The following is a 24,032-nucleotide window of genomic DNA, read 5'->3' as shown; positions in this document are numbered from 1 at the left end:
GACCGTACTGGGACTTCCCGCCGCGGCGCTCGCCACCATGGTCGGGATCGTCCTCGTCATCAATGCGCACGTGTACGGCTGGCCGGGAGTCGTCGCCGGCAGCCTGCTCGCCGTCGCCGGCGTCGCGCTCGGCGTCCATTGTTTCCGCTGTTTCCGCTGTTTCCGCGCGGATTCGTCCGCCGCCTCTCAACCGGCAGCCACGGGCTGCCCCGAATCCGGAGAAATTCGCGAATGAGTTTCGAGGGTGTCGACTACTTCAATCTCGATGCGCTCCTCCACGAAGAGGAGACCGCCATTCGGGATCTGGTGCGCGAGTGGGTGGACCAGGAAGTCCTGCCCATCATCGGCCACCACTACATCGAACGCACGTTCCCGCGGGAACTCATCCCCCAGATGGGCGAACTCGGCTTCTTCGGGGCGAACCTCCCCGAGGAGTACGGCTGCGCGGGCCTCAACAACGTGGCCTACGGCCTCATCATGCAGGAACTCGAGCGGGCGGACTCGGGACTCCGCTCCTTCGTCTCGGTACAGGGCGCCCTCGTCATGTACCCGATCTTCGCCTTCGGATCGGAGGAACAGAAGCGCGCGTGGCTGCCGCGGCTGGCGAGCGGTGAATCCATCGGGTGCTTCGGCCTCACCGAGCCCGACTTCGGCTCCAACCCCGGCGGCATGATCACGCGGGCCGTCGAGGACGGGGACGAGTGGGTCCTCAACGGCGCCAAGATGTGGATCACGAACGGGTCGATGGCCGACGTCGCGGTGATCTGGGCCAAGACCGCAGACCTGGATGACGTCGGCTCGATCCGCGGCTTCATCGTCGAGACCGGACGCGACGGCTTCTCGGCCAGCGACCAGAAGGGGAAACTCTCCCTCCTCGCGTCCGACACCTCCGAACTCGTCCTGCAGGACGTGCGGGTGCCGCGCACGAACCTCCTCCCGGGCAGCGGGGGGCTCAAGAGCCCGCTGAAGTGTCTCACGCAGGCGCGCTACGGCATCTCGTGGGGGGCGGTCGGCGCGGCCATGGCCTGCTATCGGGAGTCGGTCGAGTACGCGAAGAACCGCGTGCAGTTCGACGGGACGCCGATCGCGCAGACCCAGATCCAGCAGGTCCGGATCGCGGACATGCTCACCGAGATCACGAAGGCGCAGCTTCTCTGCCTCCGGCTCGGGCGGATGAAGGACGAAGGCACGATGCGGCCGCAGCACGTCTCTCTCGCGAAGCGGAACAACGTGAACATGGCGTGCGAGTGCGCCCGCGAGTCGCGGCGGCTGCTCGGCGCGAACGGGATCCTCGCCGAGTACGCCTCGATGCGTCACATGGCGAACCTGGAGTCGGTCTATACCTACGAGGGCACGCACGACATCCATTCCCTCATCCTGGGACACGACGCCACCGGCCTCCCGGCCTACAACTGACGCTGCGGGGCCTTCGCGACGAGGTAAGCCCGGGTCCGAAACGGGATCTTGTGGAAGCCATGCCGCACGATTAGCGTACTTACCGCTAGTTGTTTTGGACTGGGGCCTCTGCGGCCCTGATCTTGGGGTCCCCGCTTTTTGGCGGGGACCCGTCTTGTTTTAACTTCTCTCGACGGCCACCCGCCCGGATGGGGGCGATGCGGTTGACGAAGTATCCGGGGGCGTCCGCGACTCCGATTGACGCCGGGATTGAGCTTGAACTGAACAACCGGGGCTCTGGTCCGCGCCCCTCTTTCGCCGCACGTTTCCTCGCTCAAGCGACCCGCATCACGAGGCAGAGAGCCATGACCAACGTTCGCCGCTTCTCCATCAGTCTCGCCCTCGCGCTCGCGGCCGTCGCGCCGCTGGACGCGCAGCAGCTCGCCCCGGAGCAGTACGAGGGGCTGCGGGCGCGCCACATCGGACCGGTTGGCAACCGCGTCTCCTCGGTGGCCGGCGTCCCCGGCGACCGCAACACGTACTTCGCCGGCGCCGCGACCGGCGGCATCTGGAAGACGGACGACGCCGGGCTGCACTGGCGGCCCGTGTTCGACGACCAGCCCGTACACTCGATCGGCGCCCTCGCCGTGGCCCCGAGCGACCACGCGGTGGTGTGGGCCGGAACCGGCGAGACCTCGATCCGCTCCAACGTCTCGATCGGGAACGGGGTGTGGAAGTCGACCGACGGCGGCGAGAGCTGGACCCACATGGGGCTCGAAGGCACCGGCCGGGTGGGTCGCATTCTGATCCACCCCCGCGACGCGGACATCGTCTACGTCGCGGCGCTTGGCCACGCCTACGCGGAGTCCGACGAGCGCGGCGTGTACCGCACCACCGACGGCGGCGCCTCGTGGGAGAGGGTCCTGTTCGCGGACCGCGGGACGGGCGCCTACGACATGGTCATGGACCCGGCGAACCCGCGGAAGATCTTCGCCACGATGTGGGACATCGATCTCAAGACGTGGAAGCGCGACAGCGGAGGCCCGGGGAGCGGGCTCCACCTCACGATGGATGGCGGAGACACGTGGACCGAACTCGAGGGGAACGGGCTTCCCACGGGGACGCTCGGGAAGATCGCCGTCTGCATGTCCCACTCGGATTCCGACCGCGTCTACGCCCTCATCGAGACGAGCGACGGCGTGCCGATGGAGGGCTACGAGGCCGACACGGGCGAGCTGTGGAGCAGCGACGACGGCGGGCGCACGTGGCGGCTCGTGAACTACAGCCACAACCTCGCCTCCCGGCAGGCCTACTACACCCGCTGCGGCGTCTCCTCCGATGACCGCGACGAACTCTACTTCCTTTCGTCCAGCTTCAGCGTGAGCCGTGACGGGGGCGCGACGTACGAGATGTTCAACTTCCTCGGCGGCGGCCCCCCCGGCGGCGATCCGGCGGCTCCGGGGTGGGATCTGCACGACATCTGGGTCGACCCGACCAACGCGGACCGGGTCTTCATCGGCGGCGACAGCGGCGTGGCGATCACGGAGAACCGGATGCGGTCCTGGTCCCGCATGCAGCTTCCCATCGCGCAGATGTACCACGTCACGGTGGACAACGAGATCCCCTACAACGTGATGGGGAACCGGCAGGACGGACCGTCCTACCACGGGCCGTCGAACACCCGCTACACGGGCTTCTGGGCGCGCGGACTCATCCCGCGCGGCGACTGGACGACCGTGGGCGGCGGCGAGAGCGGCTTCGCGACCCCCGACCCGACGGACCCGAACATCGTGTGGTCGAGCGCCTCCGGGGCCGGCGCGGTCGGCGGCATCGTCGTCCGGCACGACCGGGAACGCGGCCAGTTCCGCGATGTGGAGGTGTGGCCCGAGTCCACGATGGGGTATCCCGCCGAGGAGATCCGCTACCGCTTCCAGTGGACCTTCCCCCTCCTCATCTCGCCGCACGACAACGAGACGATCTACGTCACGAGCCAGCACGTGCACCGCACGCGCAACCGGGGCCAGAGCTGGGAGGTCATCAGCCCGGACCTGTCGACGAACGACCGCTCGAAGATGACGATCTCCGGCGGGCTCACGCCCGACAACATCGGGGTCGAGTTCTGCTGCGTGATCTACGCTTTCGACGAGTCGCCCATCCAGCAGGGCGTCTTCTGGGCCGGCACGAACGACGGCCTCGTGCAGGTGAGCCGCGACGACGGCGCGACGTGGACCAACGTCACGGAGAACATCCCGAACCTGCCGCCCGACGGGATCGTGCGGAGCATCGACGCCTCCCGCTTCGACGTCGCCAAGGCGTACATCACGATCGAGCACCACCAGGTCGGCGACTTCGAGGCGCGCGCCTACAGGACGGACGACTTCGGGGAGACGTGGACGCAGATCACGAACGGGGTCGACAACTATCCGGTCGACTACACGCGCTACCTGCTCGAGGACCCGGTGCGGCCGGGCCTCCTCTACCTCGGCACGGAGACGAACGTCTACATCAGCTACGACGACGGGGAGAGCTGGCAGCTCTTCATGCCGAACCTGCCGCCGACGCCGTACTACGGCCTCATCATCCAGGAGCACTTCAACGATTTCGTGGCGGGGACGTACGGGCGCGGCTACTGGATCCTCGACGACCTGAGCCCCGTGCAGCAGCTCACGCCGGAGATCGCGGCCGCCGACGCGCACCTGTTCGCGCCGCGCGATGCGTACCGCTTCAACGACATCTCCGAACCCCAGGTGATGTACGAGGACTGGTCCGTGGGCGAGAACCCGCCCAACGGGGCGTCGATCAACTACTGGCTCGGCGGCGCGGAGGGGCGCGAGGTGAAGGTCCGGGTCGAGAACGCGGACGGCGAGACGCTCGCCACCCTGGACGGGTCGACCCACGACGGGTTCAACCGCGTGTGGTGGAACTTCCGGGGGCCCGACGCGAAGCCGATCGAGTACCGGACGAAGCCGCAGTTCGCGGACTGGATGCCGATGCCCGAGGTCTCCCGGCAGGTCGGCGGCGGCTTCTTCGGCGGCGGCGGCGGGCCTCGGCAGCCTCCGGGAACCTACACGGTAACTCTGGTAGTGGACGAGGAGGACGTGGGGTCCGAGGAGCTGACGGTCCTCCGCGACCCGAACGCCGAGGGCTCGATGGCGGACATCCTCGCGCAGAAGGTGCTGCTCGACGACATCGTGGAGGACCGGAACCGGCTCGCCGACCTCGTCAACCAGATCGAACTGCTGCGGCGGCAGATTTACGACCTGCGTCCCGTACTCGAAGACGCGGGGGACGCCGAGGATGTCCTCGAGGCGGGAGAGGCGCTCGACGCGTCGCTCATCGAGGTGGAGGGCGAACTCGTGCAGCTGAAGAACACCGGGCCCGACGGCGTGCGCTGGCCCTCGATGATCGGCGGCCGCCTGTCCTATCTCCAGCGCACGGTGGGGACGGCCGACTTCCCGCCCACGGACCAGCACGCCGACGTGGCGCAGCTTCTCAGCGACCAGATCGACGAGGTGGAGGTGCGGCTGCAGGCCGTCCTCGCCGACGAACTCGCCGAGTTCAACCAGATGCTCCAGGCGAGGGTGGGCCGCGTCATCACGACGGACCAGGACGGATAGGCGGGCCGCCGCCGGGTGTGCGTGCGGTGATCCTCCGGCTGGCGGCCGCGGGGGCGCTGGCCGGGGGCGTCTTCGCCTGCGCGCCGGGCCCCGATGTCGCTTCCGAGTCGCGTGCGGCGACGGCGGGGTTCTGCTCGAACGTGCCCCGCTCGCAGTACGCCGAGCTGGAACGCGCCGAGGCCGCGGACGACTGGTTCGAAGTCTTTCGCGTCGCGCCGCGCGTGTACGCCATCTACGAGCCGTTCCAGTTCCAGGAGGTCATCTCCTACCTGATCCTGGGTGACGAGGGCGCTCTCCTGTTCGACACGGGGATGGGGATCGGCCGCATCCGCGCCGTCGTGGACGCACTCACGACGCTGCCCGTGACCGTCCTCAACTCGCACACGCACATGGACCACGTCGGAGGCAACGCGGCCTTCGAGCGCGTGCTCGCCATGGACACGGAGTTCACCCGCACGCGCGCCCGCGGCCGCGCGAACTCCGAGGTGCGGGGCGAGGTGTCCGCGAACGCACTCTGCCGGGCGCTGCCCGCGGGGATCACGGAGAACAACTACCACACGCCCGCGTTCGAGATCGCCGCTTTCGTCGGCGACGGAGACACCATCGCTCTTGGCGGACGGACGCTCGAAGTCGTCGCCGTCCCCGGCCACACGCCCGACGCGATCGCCCTCCTCGACCGCGAGGCCGGGTTCCTCTGGACCGGGGATTCCTTCTACGAGGGCCCGATCTGGCTCTTTGCGCCCGAGACGGATCTGGAGGCGTACCGGACCTCGATGGCCCGGCTCGCCGAGCTTGTCCCCGAGCTGACGATGCTGTTCACGGCCCACAGCACGCCGGTGGCACAGCCCTCCCGGCTGCTTGAGCTGACCGATGCCCTGGACGCCATGTTCGAGGGCATCGCCGTGGGCAACCGGCTTCAGGACGGCGGGGTCGAGTTCGTGTTCGAGGGGTTCTCGATCATGCTCGACCCGGACCAGCTTTGACCGACCCGGTCCGCGACTTTATCGAGCGGAAGGGCTTCATCGTCCTCGATGGCGGCCTGGCGACGGAACTCGAGGCGCTGGGCTGCGATCTCAACGACCCTCTGTGGTCCGCCCGCGCCCTCATCGACGCCCCGGACGTGATCCGCACCGCGCACCGCCGCTTCCTCGAGGCGGGCGCCGACTGCATCGCCACCGTGACCTACCAGGCGACCTTCGAGGGCTTCGCGGCCCGGGGTCTCGACGCAGCCGACACGGCTCGCCTGCTCGGGCGGGCCGTCCGGGTCGCAGTCTCCGCGCGCGACGAGTTTCTGGCCGACCGCGCCATGGAGCCGCCCGACCGTCCGCGACCCCTCGTCGCCGCGAGCGTCGGCCCCTACGGCGCCTTCCTCGCCGACGGGTCGGAGTACCGGGGCGACTACGGGCTCGCCGCGGCCGAACTGTACGACTTCCACGCCCCGCGCTGGGAAGCGCTGGCCGAGGCCGGGGCCGACCTCATGGCCTGCGAGACGACCCCGTCCGTGGAGGAGACGCGCGCCTACTGCCGGCTCACCGCCGTGTCCCATTTTCCGACCTGGATCAGCTTCCAGTGTCGTGATGGCGCGCACCTCGCCGACGGGACGCCGCTGGAGACCGCCGCCGCCCTGTGCGACGGGGAACCGCACGTCGTGGCGGTCGGCGTCAATTGCACGGATCCGGCCCTCACCGTGTCTCTCATAGGGGCGGCGCGCCGCGCGACCGGGAAGCCGATCCTCGTCTACCCCAACTCGGGGGAGGTCTGGGACGCGGAGGCGAAGCGCTGGACCGGCGGCGCGATCCCCGTGGACTGGGCGCGGCGCGCGGTCGAATGGCGGGCCGCGGGAGCCGATGGCATCGGAGGGTGCTGCCGCGTGGGCCCGTCCGCGATCGCCGCCATCCGCGGGGGGATCGTGTCTCCTCAGCGATCCGTCACTTGAGAGGGAAACGGGTCCGCATGCGCCCGATTCGTGGCATCGCCGTCCGTATCATGCTCGCCGTGCTCGTGGCGCCCGCCTTGCTCCACGCCCAGCAATCCCCCGTCGCGCGCGCCTCCCGGGTCGCGGCGCCTCCGGTGATCGACGGGCGGCTCGACGACGACGCGTGGTCAGATATCGAGCCGCTCGAGGGCTTCACCCAGCGCGAGCCGTCGGAGGGGCAGCCGGTGTCGCAGCCGACGGAGGTCCGGGTCGGCCATGACGCCGCCGCCCTGTACATCGGCGCATGGCTCTTCGATGAAGACCCGTCGGGCATCGTCACGGGCCAGACGTTGCGCGACGCCTCGCTCAACGACTCGGACGCCTTCGTCGTCGTGCTCGACACCTACCTGGACCGGCAGAACGCCTTCGTCTTCGGCACGACGCCCGCGGGGATCGAATACGATGGCCAGGTCACCGGCGAGGGCGTGGGCGGCGGCCGGGGCGGCGGCCGCCAGCAGCGCGGTTCGGCGGGCGGTTTCAACCTCAACTGGGACGGCTCGTGGGAGGTCGCCACGACCCGGGACGAACGCGGCTGGTTCGCCGAGATGCGGATCCCCTTCTCGACCCTCCGCTACGGCGCCGGGGGAGCGCAGGACTGGGGCCTGAACTTCGAGCGGAGAATCCGGCGCAACAGCGAGCAGTCGATGTGGGCGCCCCTGCCGAGACAGTTCGACGTGTACCGGATCTCGCTCGCCGGCACCGTCACCCTGGAGGCCCCCGCCCGGCGGACCGTCACCGTCAGTCCGTACGCGCTCGTGGACGGCTTCAGGGATTACGGCGCCGCGTCGTCGGACGTGGCCTTCGGCCGGCAGATCGGGGGCGACGCCAAGATCGGCCTCAACCAGAGCCTGACGCTGGATCTCACCGTGAACACCGACTTCGCGCAGGCGGAGGTGGACGACCAGCAGGTGAACCTCACGCGCTTCAGCCTCTTCTTCCCCGAGAAGCGCGCCTTCTTCCTGGAGAACGCGGGGACGTTCGCCGTCGGCGCGAGCCGCTCGGCCGAACTCTTCTTCAGCCGCCGCATCGGACTCCAGGGAGGGCGGGAGGTGCCGATCCGGGCGGGCGCCCGGATGACGGGCAAGGTCGGCGATTTCCAGGTCGGCATGCTCAACATCCAGACCGGCGAGGCCTTCCACCTCGACGACGACACCGGCGTGAGCGAGCGGATTGCGCCCGCCAACAACTTCGGCGTGCTGCGCGCGTACCGGGAGTTCGGCAACCGGTCGCAGCTCGGCGCCATCTTCGTGTCGCGCCTCAACACGGCCGATGCGGAGGACCACAATCTCACGTACGGCATCGATGGCCGGCTCGGCGTCGGCGAAGCGCTGACGCTCGATGGCTGGGCGAGCCTCACCGCCACGCCGGCCACGGCCGGGGACGAGGTGCCGGGGACGGGGTTCAACGACGGCGAGTACGGCTTCGCCGGCGGCATGCGCTACGTGACGCGCGACTGGCAGGTCACGACGGGGTACCGGCAGGTCGGCGACGCCTTCAACCCGGAGGTCGGCTTTCTCAACCGGCGCGGCTACCGGCAGGTGAACTGGCGCTTTCTCCGCCACCTGCGCACCGAGGGCGTGTCCTGGTTCCGGGAATTCCGCCCCCACATCTCCGGCAACAGCTGGTGGACGCTGGGCGGCTTCAACGAATCGTATCTCGTGCACTTCGACAACCACTTCGCGTTCGAGAACGGCGCGTTCTTCCAGCTCCCCGGCTTCAACCTCACGGGCGAAGGTCTCGAGGCACCGTTCGCGATCCGGGAAGACATCGTCATCCCGGCCGGCACGTACCACAACCTCGACTGGGAGTTCAGGGCGAACACGAATCGCGGCGCCCCCCTCTCGCTGTCGGTCGGATGGGCACTCGGAGGGTTCTACACCGGGACCCGCTTCGGCCCGAACGCGACGCTCGCGTACCGCTACGGCGACACGTTCAGCGCGAGCCTGATCACGAACTACTTCGACGTCCGCCTCGACGAGGGCAGCTTCACGACGGCCGTCGTGCGCTTCAACGCGTCCTACTCGTTCACGCCCCGCCTGTACCTGCAGACGAACGTCCAGTACAACGACGACACGAAGGACGTCGGGACCAACGTCCGGCTCGCATGGCTCGATACGGCCGGCACGGGTTTATACATCGTGTGGAACGACACCAATCACACCGGCTCGCTCGAGCGCACGGGCATCATGGCGGGCCCCAGGCAGCGCCAGCTCGTGGTCAAGTACAGCCGGCTCTTCAACCTTACCGGGTAGCATCCATGTGGCATGAGAACATCCTGGGCACGATCGGCGGCACGCCCCTCGTCCGCGTAAACCGCCTCGCCGCGCACCTCCCCGGCACCGTCCTTGCGAAGCTCGAGTACTTCAACCCGGGTGGCTCCGTGAAGGACCGGATCGGGATTTCGATGCTCGAGGATGCCGAGGCGCGGGGCGAGATCCGGCCCGGCGGCACGATCGTCGAGGGCACGAGCGGGAACACGGGCGTCGGGCTCGCGCTCGCCGCCATCGCGCGCGGCTACCGGTGCATCTTCGCGACCACCGACAAGCAGAGCCCCGAGAAGATCGCCATCCTGCGGGCGCTGGGCGCCGAAGTCATCGTCTGCCCCACCGCGGTCGCCCCCGAGGATCCGCGCTCCTACTACCAGGTCTCGCGGCGGCTGGCGGACGAGACGCCCAACTCCTTCTACATGAACCAGTACGACAACCCGGCCAACGCGCTCGCCCACCTGCGGACGACCGGCCCGGAACTGTGGGAGGGGACGGAGGGGAGGATCACGCACCTCTTCGTCGGCTCCGGCACGGGCGGCACGATCTCGGGCTCCGCCGCCTATCTCAAGGAACGCAACCCCGATGTCCGGATCATCGGGGTCGACCCGTACGGCTCCGTCTACTGGAAGTACTTCCACACCGGGGAGTTCGACGAGGACGAAATCTATCCCTACGTCACCGAAGGGGTGGGGGAGGACATCCTCGCGGGCAACATGAACTTCGACATCGTGGACGACTACGTGCGCGTCACGGACAGGGAATCGATGCTCATGACCCGCCGTCTCGCGCGCGAAGAAGGGTTGTTCCTCGGCGGCTCGTGCGGCATGGCGATGGCCGGCGTCCTCCAGTGGATGGAGGCGCACCGGGACGCGATCGACGACGAGTCCGTCCTGGTCGTGATCATGCCCGACGGCGGCTACCGCGCGCTGGGCAAGGTCTACAACGACGTCTGGATGCAGGAGCACGGCTTTCTCGACGAGGCGGAGACGCTCACCGCGGGGGCGCTGGCCAGGCGCCGTTCGACCGGGAAAGCGCTCGTCTCCGCCCCGGCCGACATGTCGCTGGACGACGCGATCGCGGCGATGCGGGAGCGCGGCATCTCCCAGGTGCCGGTGATGGAGGGGGAGGAGGTCATCGGCAGTCTCACCGAACTCGACATCCTCCGCTCCCTCATGGGCGACCCGGACGCGCGCGGGCGCCTCGTGCGGGACCTCATGGGGCCGCCTTTCCCGGTGGTCGAGGCCTCGAGTCCCATCCACGGCTTCGCGCGCCAACTGCGCGGCGAGCAGCCCGCCGTGCTCGTGCGAGAGGAAGACGGCACGTTCGGCATCCTCACCCGCTCCGATCTGATCGCCGCGCTCGGCGCGTGAGGCGTCCGGCGAGCCCGGGGGACGTTCCCGCGGGAACGCGTTTGCTTGCAGGAAGATGCTGTTGATGTCATAATGATGTCATGGGCGTTCAAATCACCATCCGAGACATCCCCGAGGAAGTGCGTGACCGGCTGAAGGTTCGCGCGGCCTCTCGCGGCCAGTCCATGCAGCGGTATCTGCGCGGCGAACTCAAGCGGCTGGTGACGAAACCCGCCGTTCACGAGTGGCTGGCGGACGTTCACTCCCGCAAGCGGCTGTCGAACAATCGCGTGACCACCGAGAGCATCCTGCAGGCGCGAGACGCCGACCGGAAGTGACGGTTGTCGTTGACGCCTCGGTCCTCGCGGCGGCAGTAGCCCACGTCGGGCCGGACGGCGCCTGGTCCGAAGCCGTGATCGCGGAAGCAGCTCGCGAGGGCCGTGCATTGGCTGGTCCGCAGATCGCCCTCGCCGAGGCCAGCAACGTCCTTCGCCGCCTGGAGTTCGCCGAGCGGCTGGAGAGCGCGGAGGCGAACCTTGCCCGGCACGACCTGCTCACGCTCGAGGTCGAGTTGTTCCCCTTCGAACCGCTCGCCGATCGCGCCTGGGAACTGCGCCGCAACCTCAGCATCTACGATGGGTGGTACGTGGCGCTCGCGGAGGCGCTCTCCTGCCCGCTGCTCACACTCGACCGGCGCCTTGCGCGCGCCATCGGCCCCGCGTGTCGGATCATCACCCCGGCACCCCCGGATGTGGTGCGCGAGCGCGCCGCCACGACCTGAAGCGCACCGCTTCCGGTCGCCGAGCCGGAGTCAGCCTTCGCTGGGCAGGGAGTAGAGGTGGGCGGTGACCAGCGCGGCGACGAGCAGGAGGAGGGCGACGATCCAGAGTTGTCCGGCGGCGAGCACGGCCGAGACGAGGATCGCGCTCCACAGGAAGATCGTCGCGCCGCGCCGCACTCGGGTGGAGATGACGCCGCGCTCGCGGTAGGCGGCGAGGTAGCGGCCGAACATGCGGTTCTCGTACAGCCAGCGCTCGGCGCGGGGGGAACTGCGCGCGAAGCACCACGCGGCGAGCAGGAGGAAACAGGTCGTGGGCCACAGCGGCACGACGATGCCGATGATGCCCGCGGTCACGCTGAGGCTCCCCACCCCCAGGAAGACGGCTCGCCGCACCGGGCCCGGCAGCGAGCGCGCGGCGCGCTCGGCCGCCTGGTGATCGATGGGGCACTGGGCCGCCTGCCGATGGGGCGCCGCCTGGCCCCGCGGCATGTTCGGATTCGGCTTCATGTCGGCGACGTTCGTCAGGGCTCGGAGTTCTCGGAGTGGTTGCTCTGTCGGACGAGGGATCATGCGCCCGGGAGGACTCGAACCCCCAGCCTTCTGATCCGAAGTCAGACGCTCTATCCAATTGAGCTACGGGCGCGGGCGCCACGAGCCGAAAACGGTAGACGCAGCCCGCGTCCGATGCAACCGAACGCCGCCGCTCCCGTCGTACGCGTCCCCGCCTTCGGGTCGTACGCGTCGTCGCCGCCGGGTCGCACCCGGCGTCCGGTCCGGGCTAGATTCCGGGACGCCTTCCACGAGAACCGGAGCGGAACGATGCGACGACTGCGCACACTATTCCTCCTTGGCGCGCTGGCCGCCGGACCCCTGGCGCTCGCGATGCCCACCCCCTCGCTCGCCCAGGGCCGACCGAACGTGGCCATGGCGGAAAGCTGGCCCGACGCCGCTCCCGCCGATGTGGAGTCGGTCGACGGCATCCTCGCCGCGCTCTACGACGTGATCTCGGGCCCGGCCGGACAGGCGCGCGACTGGGACCGCTTCCGCTCCCTGTTCATTCCGGAAGCCCGCCTCATTCCCACGGGTCGGGGGCCCGGCGGCGAGCACGGCTACAACGTGTGGAGCCCGGGCGAATACGCCGAACAGGCGGGCGCCTTCCTCGAGCAGAACGGGTTCTTCGAGCGGGAGATCGCCCGCAGCGAGGCGCGCTTCGGGCCGGTGGTGCACGCGTTCTCCACCTACGACTCCAAGCGGAACGCCGACGACCCCGAGCCGTTCGCCCGCGGCATCAACTCGATCCAGCTCATGCACGACGGCGACCGCTGGTACGTCGTCACGATCTACTGGGCCGGCGAGCGGCCCGATCTGCCGATCCCCGGACAGTATCTGCCCTCCGGGAACGGAGGAGGTGCCCCGTGAAGTCTTCCCCGACATTCGAACGCGTCCCCCTCCGGCGCGCCGCCCTCCGGCCCGCGGGACCCCGGTGCGCGGGATCCGGAAGCGCCCGCATCGTCGCCGCCGCGATGTTCGCCGCGATTTCCGCCGCGTGGGTCGCCGCCGCTCCGTCGCTCCAGGCGCAGACCCTGGCCGGCTTCGAGCCCGTCCCCGCGCGCGACAACGCCTTCGCGCTCACGCTCGAGTCCATCATGCGGGGCTCCGAGCACGTCGGGCAGGCGCCCGTCGGCGTGAGCTGGTCCGACGACGGCGAGTGGATCTACTTCCGCTGGCTCCCGGGCGGCGCCGAGTGGCACGAGCAGCGCGCCCTGTACCGCGTCCGTTCGACGGGCGGCGCGCCCGAACGGGTCGACGACGAAGAAGAACTTCGCCTCGGCCCCATCCTCGCGCAGGGCGACGTCTCTCCCGACGGCCGCTGGCGCGTGACGTCCTCCGATGGAGACCTCCATCTCATCGACCGCGCCGCCTCCTCGAGCCGGAGGCTGACGCACACGGAGGACTTCGAGGCGGGTCCCGTCTTCTCCGGCGACGGCGCGTCCATCTTCTTCCGCCGGGCGAACAACCTCTTCGCCTTCGACATCGACGACGGCGAGATCCGGCAGCTCACCTCCGTGGGCGGGCCGGAGCAGCCCGACGACCCCGATGCCGAGGGACACAAGGCCTTCCTCGAGGAACAGCAGCGGGAGCTGTTCGAGCACATCCGCGTGCAGGATATCCGTGAGGAGCGCGCCGAGGAGCGACGGGAACTGCGGGAGGCCGGGCAACGCGAGACGCTGCACCTCGCGCAGGGAGAACGCGCGCAGTCGTTCGTCGCCGACCCGACCGGGAGCCGTGTCGCGGTCACCGTCACGCGCGGCGGCTTCGGCGGCGAAGGCCGGAGCACGGACATCCCCCGCTGGGTCACGCAGTCCGGCTACACCGAGAACACGGAGATGCGGGCCAAGGTCGGGGACGAGCAGGGCGTCTCGCGCCTCGCCGTCGTCGACACCGGGACGGGCGAGGCCACCTGGCTCGACCTCACGGGAGACGGCTCGGACCCGGACCCCGACCCGGAGTCGGAGGAGACGGAACCGGAAGCGGCGGAGTCCGAGTCGGAACCGGAAGCGGCGGATGACCGTCTCGCCGTGGCGAGCTTCGCGGGCTGGAACGATTCCGGCTCCCACGGGCTCGTATTCGCGGTGGACTACGACTACAAGACGTGGAGGCTCTACGCCTACGAGGCGGCGACCGGTTCGCTCACGATGCTGGACACTCATCACGACGAGGCGTGGGTCGGCGGCCCCTGCTTCGGCTTTCAGGGCGCGGGCTGCATCGGCTGGCTCCCGGCGGAGGCGGCGGGCGGGATGCCCCGCGCATGGTACGTGAGCGAGGAGACCGGCTACTCCCACCTGTACGCGATCGACGCGGACGGCGGAAACCGCGCGGCGCTCACGGCCGGAGAGTGGGAGGTCCTCGGCGTGACGATCCCCGATGGGTGGGACTCGTTCCTGCTGCAGACGAGCGAGCTGTCACCCTTCGACCAGCATCCGTGGCGCATGGCGTTCGACGGCTCGGACCGGGTCCAACTCCTCGAGGGAGAGGGTTCCTTCACCGTCACTCCGTCGCCCGACGGCGGGCGTTTCGCCGTCCTCCATTCGCGCGCGAACCGGCCGCCCGAACTCTACTTCGCCGACGCCGGCCCCGGGGCCGCGATGACCCGGGTCACGACCTCCCCCACCGGGACGTGGCTCGGATTCCCCTGGCTCCGGCCCGAGATCGTGCACTTCGAGGCTCGCGACGGCGTGGCCGTGCCCGCGCGCATCTACCGGCCCGCCGACTTCGGGGTCGAGCCCAACGGGGCCGGCGTCATCTTCGTCCACGGGGCGGGATACCTGCACAACGTCCACAACTGGTGGTCGAACTATTACCGCGAATACATGTTCCATCACTTCCTGGCGGCTCAGGGCTACACCGTGCTCGACATCGACTACCGCGGCTCCGCCGGATACGGGCGCGACTGGCGCACGGCGATTTACCGTCACATGGGCGGCTGGGACCTCTCCGACCAGGTGGACGGGGCCGCCTACCTCGTCCGCGAGGAGGGCGTCGATCCCGACCGGATGGGGATCTACGGCGGGTCCTACGGCGGATTCATCACCCTCATGGCGCTCTTCACGGCGCCGGAGTCCTTCGCGGCGGGCGGCGCGCTCCGCGCCGTGACCGACTGGGCGCACTACAACCACTGGTACACGAGCCGCATCCTCAACCTCCCCCACGAGGACGAGGAGGCGTACCGCCAGTCCTCCCCCATCTACTTCGCCGAGGGGTTCGAGGGACATCTCCTCATCGCGCACGGCATGTACGACACGAACGTCCATTTCTCCGACGTCGTGCGCCTCGCCCAGCGTCTCATAGAACTGGGCAAGGAGAACTGGGAGATGGCCGTGTACCCGGTGGAGAACCACGGTTTCACGGAGCCCTCGTCGTGGACCGACGAGTACCGGCGCATCTACGAGTTGTTCGAGCGCGTGATCGGCGGCGGGCACGGGGCATCGGCGAACGGGGAGGGTGGCTGAACACACGCTCCACCGACCGATGATGCGGCCGGCCCGCGCGCTGATCGGCCTCGCCCCGGCCCTCCGCGCTCCGGTCCTCTTTGTCCCGGTACTCCTCGCGCTGTCCGCCTGCGGGGCTCCCGAGCCCGGGCCCTGGGTCGAAGCGGACGGATACCGGTGGCGCGAGTTGAGGCCCCGGGGTTCCGGCGGTTTCCGGCCGCTCGATGCCTCCGGGCGGGGCGTGTCCTTCCTGTACGACGTCGACGAGGAGGCGCGGCTCCGCAACCGGGTGCTCGCGGAAGGGCAGGGCGTCGCGATCGGGGATGTCGACGGAGACGGCCTGGCGGACCTCTTCCTCGCCGGCTTCGGGCGCGCGAGCGCGCTCTACCGCAACCTCGGCGGCTGGCGCTTCGAGGAGATCACGCCCCCCGCCCTCGCGCTCGATGACGTGCTGGCGAGAGGCGCGGCGCTCGCGGACGTCGATGGAGATGACGATCTTGACCTCGCGATTGCGGTCCACGGGGGCCGGAACCGGATCTTCCTCGGCGACGGCGCGGGCGGCTTCACGGAACTCGAGGACACGGGTCTCGCCGGGGAGTGGGGGAGCACGACCCTCGCGCTGGCCGACACCGATGGCGACGGCGACCTGGACCTCTACGTCGCCAACTACAAGACGCGGCAGGTCGACGACCTGTACCCGCCGGACGTCCTCGACATCAACCACCTCCAGCGCGGCGAGGACGGAAATCTCGTCACCCCTCCGGAACTGCGGGAACTCTACGACGAGCACTACCGGGTGGAGTTCGATGGCCGCTTCGTGCGCCGCTTCGAGCTTGGAGAGCCGGACGAGTATTACACCGGACTCGGGGATGGACGCTTCGCGTCGGCGGGCCCCGGAGCGCCGCTCTCGCGTTCCCGCGGGAACGTCTCGACGGCGGCTCGCGACTGGGGACTCGCGGCCAGGTTCAGCGACTGGGACGAGGACGGCGATCCGGATCTCTACGTCGCGAACGACTTCAACAGCGAGGACGGGATCTGGATCAACATCGGCGGCGGGACGTTCGCGCCGGCTTCGAGCGAGGCCGTCCGCACGACGAGCCTCTCCTCGATGGCCGTCGATGTCGGGGATCTCGACCGCGACGGGGACCTCGATCTCCTCACCACCGACATGCTCGCACGGGAGCCGGCGGGACGCCTCGTCCAGACCCCGAGCTACGAGGCCGTCCCGGCGCCTCCCGGCGTCACGGACACGAGAATCCAGGTGAACCGGAACGCGGTCCAACTCAACCGGGGGGACGGCACCTTCGCCGAGGCGGCGTGGGAACTCGGGCTCGCCGCCTCCGACTGGACGTGGGGCGCGCTCATCATGGACGCGGACCTGGACGGCTGGAACGACATCCTCGTCACGACGGGCCACGCGTGGGACCAGTTGGACGGCGATGCGAATGCCCGCGTGGCGGCGATCCCCGGGCTGCCGGCGGATCAGGCCCTGCGCATGTTCCCGCCGCTCGCGCAGCCGAACGTCGCCTTCCGCGGAGGGGAGGACGGTTTCACCGACGTGAGCGAGCGCTGGCGCTGGGGGGTCGACGCGGACATCTCGCACGGCCTCGCGGCGGGCGACCTCGACCGTGACGGAGACCTCGACATCGTCGTGACGCGACTCGGGGCGCCTCCCCTCCTGTACCGGAACGAAGCCGCGGCGCCCCGTATCCTCGTGCGTCTCCGGTCGGCGGGTCCGAACACGCGCGGGATCGGAGCCAGGATCCGCCTCGAGGGACCCGGCGGCCCCGGCCGGTCCGGCGACCCTGCGACGCCGGGAAGCCCGGGGGCGGTGCCCGCCCAGGTGCGCGAGATCACCGCGGGAGGCGCCTATCTCTCCTCTTCCGAACCCGTCGCCAGCTTCGCCGCGGCGACGGACGGGGAGATGGTCCTCACCGTCGACTGGCCGGACGGTCGCCGCACGCGGCTGGAAGGCATCGTCGCAAACCGCGAATACGAGATCGACGCCGCCACCGCCGAGCCGGCGGCGCCCGACCCGGCCGCCGGCGCGGCCGCGCCCGATGGCGGGCCCGCCGTCCCGGCCGACCCCGTCACGGCGGCGGCGCCCGAGGCCGGTCCCCACTTCGTCGACATCTCGGATCGGCTCGGGCACCGGCACGTCGAATCGCCCTTCGACGACCGGCTCCGGCAGCCGCTCCTGCCCCATTCGCTCGATCGCCCCGGTCCGGGCGTATCGTGGATCGACGTGGAAGGCGATGGCGATGCCGATCTCGTCGTCGGGAGCGGCCGGGGGGGCAGCCCGGTCGTGATGCGGAACGAGGGCGACGGTTTCGCCGCCCCGCGGGCCCTCGTGCCCGCGCTGGCCTGGGACGCGACCGCCGTGCTGCCGCATCGCGCGGCCGACGGTCGCGTCGCGCTGCTCATCGGTATGAGCGCGTACGAGGCGGGCACTCCCGCGGAGGCCGCGGCCGTTCCCGCGGTCATCGCGGCGCCGCTCGGCGCGTCCGCGCCGGCGCCCCCGCTCATCGAAGCGCCCGGCGCCCCGCCCGGGCAGCCCCCCGCCGCGACCGGCCCGCTCGCCCAGGCCGACATCGACGGGGACGGCGATCTCGACCTCTTCGTGGGCGGACGCGTCGCCCCCGGGGCCTACCCCGTTGCCGTGGATTCCCGTCTGCTGGTCGACGATGGCCGCGCCCTGCGCGTCGATGCGGAGCGCTCCCTCCCCTTCGCGCGTCTCGGGCTCGTCACCGCCGCCCTCTTCACGGACTACGACCTCGATGGCGACCCCGATCTCGCGCTCGCCCTGGAGTGGGGCAGCGTCCGCCTTTTCCGTAACGACGACGGCCGTTTCACCGATGTGAGCGACGCGCTGGGGCTCACGCGTCTCACGGGGCGCTGGAACGGTCTCGCCGCCGCGGACTTCAATGAGGATGGCCTGCCCGACCTCGTCGCGACCGGCTGGGGCGCGAATCTCGACGTACCGTCCGCCTACTCGCTCATTTACGGCGACATGAATCGCGACGGCATCGTCGATCTCGTCGAGGCCCGGATGGAGTCCGGCACGTGGCGCCCTCTTCGGGGCAGAGACGCGCTCGCCGTCCCCGGCGGACTCTCGACGCTCCTGCGCGTGACGTACGAGCGCTTCGCGACCGCACCCCTGACCGACCTCATCGGAGGCATGGACCCGGAGCGCCGGCTGGACGCGAACGAACTGCGCCACACCGTGTGGCTCAACCGTCCTTCCGGCTTCGAGAGCGCCCCGCTGCCCGCGGCGGCTCAGCGCGCGCCCGCGTTCGGCGTCGCCAGCGCCGACCTCGACGGGGACGGTCACGAAGATCTCGTCCTCGCGCAGAACTTCTACGCCGGCCGGCCGGGGGCGCCGCGCTACGACGCGGGGCGCGGGCTCTGGCTGAGAGGGGATGGCGAGGGGGGCTTCGAGCCCGTTCGGGGCTCCCGGTCCGGGATCGCGGTCTACGGGGACGCCCGGGCGGTCGCGCTTGCGGACCACGACCGCGATGGTCGCGTGGACGTGGCCTTCGGCGTCAACGGCGGCGAAACGCGGCTCTACCGCAACGTCGGCGCAACGCCCGGTCTCCGGATCACGCTGGACGGGCCACCCGGGAACCCGCGGGCCATCGGCGCCCGCCTCCGGCTCGAATACGCGGACGGAACGCTCGGTCCGGTGCGGGAGGTCCGGTCAGGAGAGGGCTATCTGGCCCGCCATGAATCGACGCAGACGCTCGGCATGGCCGGCGCCGCGGCCGGCACGGCCCGCGCGCCCGGCGACACGGCCGGCCGTCCCGCGACGCTGCACGTCGTGTGGCCGAATGGCGAGAAGACGTCCGTTTCGATCGCGCCCGAAACCCTGGAAGTGCGCGTCACGCTGCCGGGCTAGTAGCGGACGCCGAAGCCGATCGTGATGCCGATGTCGTTCTGGAGTCTTGACGCGTCCGTCGCGGCGGAGATGTAGTAGGACGCCATGTCCCGCAGTTCGCCCCGAAACCAGACCGACGACATGAGATGGACCCGGACGCCGATCGCGGCCGTCGCCATCGGGTCCGTCGCGCTGAGCTTCGGCACTTCGGCGCCGTAGAACTTCAATTGCCGAAGCCCTCCGCCCATCGTGACGTAGGGTTCGAGCGCGCCCGCCGAGCCCGACGACCGCAGTCGGAACGTCAGATTCACCGTGCCCGCCAGGTACTCCATTTCGCCGAGCGTTCCCGGTCCCCGTCCGGGCCCGCCGGCGACGGCTTCGAGCGTCGCGGGAGAATAGAGCCCCATCACGCCGATCCCGACCGCGCGCGAGGCCCAGTAGGTCACTTCGCCCCCCATCATCACGTCCGGCGGAATCACGATGCCGTACGCGCCGGTGTTGTCGGTGAGGTTGTTGAGGGGCTGGATGACGCCGGCGAGTCCGAACAGTTCCGGACCGGTATCCTCGCCGAACGGTACGGCGGGAGTCATCTGCGCCGTCAGCTTCGACGCTCCGAGAGACAGCCCGCAGAGAAAGAGAAAGAGAAAAACGCCGGAAAGGCGTCTCATTTGGTCCTCACGATCGTGATTAGCGGTTCCGCGGTCTCACCCGCCGGGGTTCCTCCCGCCGTTTCCAGCGACAGCGAGAGGCCCGGTGCGCCCGGAACCGAGGCGAGTGAGAAGTACTGTACGCTCGACGGCCCTACGTCGAGGCTCAGCACTCGGGTTTCAAACCCCAGCGGTTCGGCCCGGAGCGCGATCGCGGTCGGAAGACCCGACCGGGCGTCCGTATCCTCGTTCAAGGACCGGAACACATCTGTGGCATTCCACGTTGCCGCGGCGAGCGGCGGCCCCGCCTCCGCAGCTTCGGGGTCCTCTCCCGACGGTCCCTCCATTCCCTCGTCCAGCGTCCGCGCGCCCAGCGCCAGCGAAACCGACATGTCCGCCAGAATGTTCGCCCACTCCCGGCCGGTGACCCGCTCCAGGTTCGCGACCCCGCGCCCGTGGTTCTCTCCGCCCCCGACGACGGACCGGAAGAAGGCCCGTTCGTCCCCGCCCGCCTGGTCCGCGAGCCGTCGCAGGAGGAACCAGCCGAAGCCTCGCATCTGCAGCCCGCCGACGCCGTCCAGGTCGTCCGTCGAGACCGTGGGAGCCCCGGGGAGTCCGAGCATGTACAGGCCGAGGTTGCGGAAGTTGCCCAGCATGTAGGCATTGAAGGTGTCGAGCGCCTCGGGCGTCTCGGATACGCGGTCGAAGGTGAGGCGATCGCCGACGGGGAGCCCGAGTGCGGCGAGTCCCGCCACTTCCTCGGCCAGACTCGAAAGCGCCTCATCCAGCCACACTTCCTCGGCGGCCCCGAACCCTGCCGGGGAAGCGGGCACGCGGCGCCCCGCGCTGACGATGTGCTGCACCTCATGCGCCACGAGGGCGGGCGTCTCGCGCAGCAGGTCCTCCGTCGAGACGGCGCGGCCGAGCGTCGCATCCGGGTCCGCGCTCACGCTGTAGATGATCTCCGCCTCGTTGCTCGCCGGGCAGATCCCGCCGTCCGGGTCCGACAACTCGCCGTCGCCCCGTCCGGAAGCGGCAAGATCCTGAGGGAGGGAGAACCCTCCGACGCCCGCCTCGCCGTCGCCGAGCCGGTTCACATCGGGCGTGAACAGGACGACGACGCGCCCGTTCCGGTCGATGTCCTCCGGGGGGCCGAAATAGGAGGTCACGGCCGGGAGAACCGTCCCGTCCAGTGCCCGGGCGAGCGCGAGCCACTCTTCCTCCGTCGGACCTCCGGCAGGCGCGGCGACATCCTCCACCAGGACCACGCCTTCGCCCACGGCCCGCACCGTTCCCCGTACCGTGCTCGCGGGGTCGATGCAGGTGCCCGCCAACTCCGCACCGACGGCGAAGAAGTACTCGAGCGTGTCTCCGGGCGCCGGCGCCGAGACCGCCATCGATCCAGTCGATCCATCCGGCCGAAGGGGCGAGATGCGGGCCTGAACAAGCTGCGTAAGCGTGCGTGCGCGTATCCCGATGTCCCTGCGCGTGCCGGCCAGCGCGGCCTCCGCGATCCCGGCGTCGATCACCCCGCGGCCCACCGCGGTCGCCGGGCCATCCCCCGACATGTCGCCGGGCGTCCGCAACGTGAGCCGGAGCGGGAGCCCGCTGGAGGCGCTGCGCCCCGTGTTGCCGATGACGATCCGATACTCTCGCGTCGCGGCCCCGATGACTTCCGGCGCCCCGGGCTCGCCCGCCCCTCCCGTTTCGCCCGCGTCTCCTGTTTCTCCCGCTGCCAGCGGCGCTCCCGGCGGGAACTGAACGCATTCGACCTCGACGGGCCCGCGCAGGGTAAGCGATTCGCCGACCTCCAGGCCCACGCGCTGGTTGGCCGGTTCGATCGGAAGCAGAAGACCGTTGCTCGCGTCGGAACCCACGAGCACCCGCACGCCGACCTCGCGCTCGGGCAGGCACGTGCGGGCGAAAGCGGGCACTTCAACCGTGAGTTCCGTCTCCGTGGCGCTCACCACCGTCGCCGCCGTGCCTTCGATCCAGACCCGGTTGTCGGCCGGGACCGGGCGGAAGCCGCTGCCGTGGAGGAGCGCCCGTGTGCCTGCGGCGAGTCTTCCGTTCCCGACCGAATCGAGTTGGACGGCCCCGCCCGGCGATGCGAGCGCCGTGGCCGAGAAGGAGAGCGTGTCCGAGTACACGCCGCCCGTGGCGAAGACGTGGATCCGGTAGTCGCCCGCCCGCGAGCCCAGCGTGAACACGGCGCCGCCCCGTCCGTCCGCGTCCGTCATCACGATGTCGTGCGTGAGGGCGCCCCTGCTCTCCGGCGACTCGTCCGGCGCGGGCGGTTCCTGCGCTTCCGCCACCGCCGTCGTGTCCCCCGCCTCCGGCAGTCCCGGCGTTTCCTCCGCTTCCGGCACGTCCGGGGTTGCTTCCGGCGTCGTCCAGTCGAAGGCGATGCGGACGCCGCCGGCCGGGGCTCCGCTCGTCGTCTCCGCCCGGATGGAGAACGGAAGCGGCAGCTGGCTTCCCGCCTCCGCTTGCTGGCCGTCTCCCTCCACGATGCTGAGAAGCACCGTGTCCGCGGCCTCCGCGAGAACGAGAAAGCGGAGCGGCGGGACGTTCGCCGCGCTCGGGATGTCCGCCTGGATCTCCGCCTGGCCCGGCGTGGGGCCCGCGCGGTAGACCGATTCCGCGACACCGTCCCGCCCCGCGACGGCGACCCCCGGCGAAAGCTCGCCCTCGCCCCTCACGATGACGAAGCGGACCGGCGCCCCTTCGACCGCGTTTCCGAGCGCATCCTCGACCCGAACCGCGATCGGGGGGTCCGTGGCCTCGCCCGTCACGATCGTGTCCACGGCGGCGGAAACGGGCGCCAGCGTCGTCGGCGGAGAGCCGACCTCCGTGCTTCCCGCGTCCCCGCACGCGACGGCGAGCACTCCCGCGAGCATCCCCGCGAGTACGGTCCGAGCGCCGCGCCTCACCGCGACTCCACCTTCCAGAAGGCGATGCCGCCCGCCTGCTTACCGACGTCCACGCTGGCTGCCCGGACGCCGGCCCGGAGGTCGATCACGTCCACCGTTCCCGGCTCTCCGCCCACGCCCTCCACGCTCACGAAGGCGTAGCGCGAATCCGGAGAGATCGCGATTCCGTGCGGCAGCGTCCGCGTGTTCGGAACCCGCGCCGTTTCCGTCCCGCTGGCCAGATCCCAGATGCCGGTCGCCTGCCCGCTCTTGTACGTGACGACGAGGTGGGCGCCGTCCGGGGACACATCGAGATTGTACGGACCCTCGCCCGTCTCGAATCGCCGTGTCACGCGCCACGCCTCCGCATCGATTTCCAGCACCTCCGCGTTCCGGTTGCACGCGACGTACACATGGCGTCCGTCCACGGCCGGGTGTGCCCATGTCGGGCTGCATCCGGGCGCCCCCACGGGCCGCGTCGGGAGCCAGTCGTGCGGCCACGCCTGTTCCAGACCCGGGGCGAGGAGAAAGCGCCGCGCGACCTCGAGCCGGTGCGCGTCGACCTCCACGAGCATCTCATCCATCATGCACACCGAGTAGTGCCGCGACCCGTCCGCCGTGAGCCGCGACCCGTGCGGCATCGTGCAGGTCGAAATCTGCGCCACCTCGATCATCGCGCCGACGTCGACGACGGACACCGAACCCGGCTCGTGTTCGCCGTGCAGGTTGAAGTTCGCCGCGAAGAGGAGGCCTGCCGGCGTCACCTGCATGGTGGCGGGGAAGAGCCCCAGTTCGGCGCTCCCGAGCGGGCGGTTCGTCTCCGTGGAGTAGGCGACGACCGTGCCGAAGGGATTCCCGTGGGCGAGCGTCACGTACCACCGTTCCCCGCTCGGATCGACCGCCAGGCCGTGCGGCCCGTCGATTTCCGTCGGGAAGCGGCCCACGAAGACGGAATCCAGCACCGACGCACCGGTGCCATCGAACCGGACGAGATCGACGCGATCCTCCGATTCCGCCGCCACGTAGACGTAATACGACGACAGGCCGTCGGGGCTGTTTTCCTGGGAGGCCGCGGGAAGAGCCGCCGCGACCGTCATTCCCAGCGCCCACAGGGCCATCGCCAAGCGGGGTGTTGTAGACTCGGGTAGCATACGATTTACGCGCGTTCGCGACTCCTTCTCCGGGAAGACTCCGGGTCCGGCAAACGCCTCCGCCGGACACTCCAC

Annotated in this window: 16 protein-coding genes and 1 tRNA gene; 12 read left to right on the top strand and 5 right to left on the bottom strand. The window is 70.1% G+C overall.

Annotated elements, in window-relative coordinates; translation table 11 throughout:
• Window positions 1–37: 37 nt before the first annotated feature.
• From ACOGXI_RS08345 to ACOGXI_RS08305, 9 genes are all read left to right on the top strand, one after another.
• The gene (locus ACOGXI_RS08345; protein ID WP_419938404.1) at window positions 38–235 is read left to right on the top strand and encodes a hypothetical protein; all 198 of its coding nucleotides are present in this window, start codon (window positions 38–40) and stop codon (window positions 233–235) included.
• Window positions 232–1,416 carry an acyl-CoA dehydrogenase family protein gene (locus ACOGXI_RS08340; protein ID WP_419938403.1) on the top strand — a complete coding sequence of 395 codons (1,185 nt, stop codon included), beginning with the start codon at window positions 232–234 and terminating at the stop codon, window positions 1,414–1,416. Before ACOGXI_RS08345 ends, ACOGXI_RS08340 begins: the two co-directional genes overlap by 4 nt.
• Window positions 1,417–1,760: 344 nt before the next feature.
• Window positions 1,761–5,012, top strand: coding sequence for a VPS10 domain-containing protein (locus ACOGXI_RS08335; RefSeq protein WP_419938402.1), 3,252 nt, complete (start codon window positions 1,761–1,763; stop codon window positions 5,010–5,012).
• Between the two features lie 26 nt (window positions 5,013–5,038).
• The gene (locus ACOGXI_RS08330) at window positions 5,039–5,995 is read left to right on the top strand and encodes an MBL fold metallo-hydrolase (protein ID WP_419938401.1); all 957 of its coding nucleotides are present in this window, start codon (window positions 5,039–5,041) and stop codon (window positions 5,993–5,995) included.
• Complete coding sequence (gene mmuM / locus ACOGXI_RS08325; protein ID WP_419938400.1) at window positions 5,992–6,948, top strand: homocysteine S-methyltransferase; 957 nt, start codon at window positions 5,992–5,994, stop codon at window positions 6,946–6,948. Before ACOGXI_RS08330 ends, mmuM begins: the two co-directional genes overlap by 4 nt.
• Before the next feature lie 17 nt (window positions 6,949–6,965).
• Window positions 6,966–9,239 carry a DUF5916 domain-containing protein gene (locus ACOGXI_RS08320; protein WP_419938399.1) on the top strand — a complete coding sequence of 758 codons (2,274 nt, stop codon included), beginning with the start codon at window positions 6,966–6,968 and terminating at the stop codon, window positions 9,237–9,239.
• 5 nt (window positions 9,240–9,244) lie between these two features.
• Complete coding sequence (locus tag ACOGXI_RS08315; RefSeq protein WP_419938398.1) at window positions 9,245–10,624, top strand: pyridoxal-phosphate dependent enzyme; 1,380 nt, start codon at window positions 9,245–9,247, stop codon at window positions 10,622–10,624.
• 80 nt (window positions 10,625–10,704) lie between these two features.
• Complete coding sequence (locus tag ACOGXI_RS08310) at window positions 10,705–10,941, top strand: FitA-like ribbon-helix-helix domain-containing protein (RefSeq protein WP_419938397.1); 237 nt, start codon at window positions 10,705–10,707, stop codon at window positions 10,939–10,941.
• Window positions 10,938–11,384, top strand: coding sequence for a type II toxin-antitoxin system VapC family toxin (locus ACOGXI_RS08305; protein ID WP_419938396.1), 447 nt, complete (start codon window positions 10,938–10,940; stop codon window positions 11,382–11,384). Before ACOGXI_RS08310 ends, ACOGXI_RS08305 begins: the two co-directional genes overlap by 4 nt.
• A 30-nt stretch (window positions 11,385–11,414) precedes the next feature.
• On the opposite strand, the gene ACOGXI_RS08300 is transcribed toward ACOGXI_RS08305, so the two are convergent.
• Both ACOGXI_RS08300 and ACOGXI_RS08295 read right to left on the bottom strand, forming a co-directional pair.
• Entirely contained in the window at window positions 11,415–11,891 is a 477-nt protein-coding gene (locus ACOGXI_RS08300; RefSeq protein WP_419938395.1) for a YbaN family protein, read from the bottom strand.
• 62 nt (window positions 11,892–11,953) lie between these two features.
• Window positions 11,954–12,027 (bottom strand) — tRNA-Arg (locus ACOGXI_RS08295).
• 176 nt (window positions 12,028–12,203) lie between these two features.
• Here ACOGXI_RS08295 and ACOGXI_RS08290 point away from each other — a divergent pair.
• From ACOGXI_RS08290 to ACOGXI_RS08280, 3 genes are read left to right on the top strand one after another with little or no spacing between them, the layout of a single operon-like run.
• Window positions 12,204–12,803, top strand: a complete 600-nt coding sequence (locus ACOGXI_RS08290; RefSeq protein ID WP_419938394.1) for a hypothetical protein — start codon at window positions 12,204–12,206, stop codon at window positions 12,801–12,803.
• On the top strand, window positions 12,800–15,394 hold the full coding sequence (locus tag ACOGXI_RS08285) for a S9 family peptidase (RefSeq protein ID WP_419938393.1): 2,595 nt from the start codon (window positions 12,800–12,802) through the stop codon (window positions 15,392–15,394). The genes ACOGXI_RS08290 and ACOGXI_RS08285 overlap by 4 nt, the downstream gene beginning before the upstream one ends.
• A complete protein-coding gene (locus ACOGXI_RS08280; protein WP_419938392.1) occupies window positions 15,387–19,268 on the top strand; it encodes an FG-GAP-like repeat-containing protein in 3,882 nt (1,293 codons plus the stop codon). Before ACOGXI_RS08285 ends, ACOGXI_RS08280 begins: the two co-directional genes overlap by 8 nt.
• On the opposite strand, the gene ACOGXI_RS08275 is transcribed toward ACOGXI_RS08280, so the two are convergent.
• From ACOGXI_RS08275 to ACOGXI_RS08265, 3 genes are read right to left on the bottom strand one after another with little or no spacing between them, the layout of a single operon-like run.
• Window positions 19,265–19,915: a hypothetical protein gene (locus ACOGXI_RS08275; RefSeq protein WP_419938391.1), complete on the bottom strand. Its 651-nt coding sequence runs from the start codon at window positions 19,913–19,915 to the stop codon at window positions 19,265–19,267. The two genes, ACOGXI_RS08280 and ACOGXI_RS08275, sit on opposite strands and share 4 nt — an antisense overlap.
• On the bottom strand, window positions 19,912–22,827 hold the full coding sequence (locus tag ACOGXI_RS08270) for an IPT/TIG domain-containing protein (protein ID WP_419938390.1): 2,916 nt from the start codon (window positions 22,825–22,827) through the stop codon (window positions 19,912–19,914). Before ACOGXI_RS08270 ends, ACOGXI_RS08275 begins: the two co-directional genes overlap by 4 nt.
• On the bottom strand, window positions 22,824–23,930 hold the full coding sequence (locus ACOGXI_RS08265) for a YncE family protein (RefSeq protein ID WP_419938389.1): 1,107 nt from the start codon (window positions 23,928–23,930) through the stop codon (window positions 22,824–22,826). The genes ACOGXI_RS08270 and ACOGXI_RS08265 overlap by 4 nt, the downstream gene beginning before the upstream one ends.
• Between the last annotated feature and the right edge of the window lie 102 nt (window positions 23,931–24,032).

The organism is Candidatus Palauibacter sp. (assembly GCF_965208055.1).
Taxonomy (GTDB): Bacteria; Gemmatimonadota; Gemmatimonadetes; order Palauibacterales; family Palauibacteraceae; genus Palauibacter.
The sequence above is the reverse complement of the archived record's forward strand: the minus strand, read 5'-3'. Positions and strand labels throughout refer to the sequence as shown.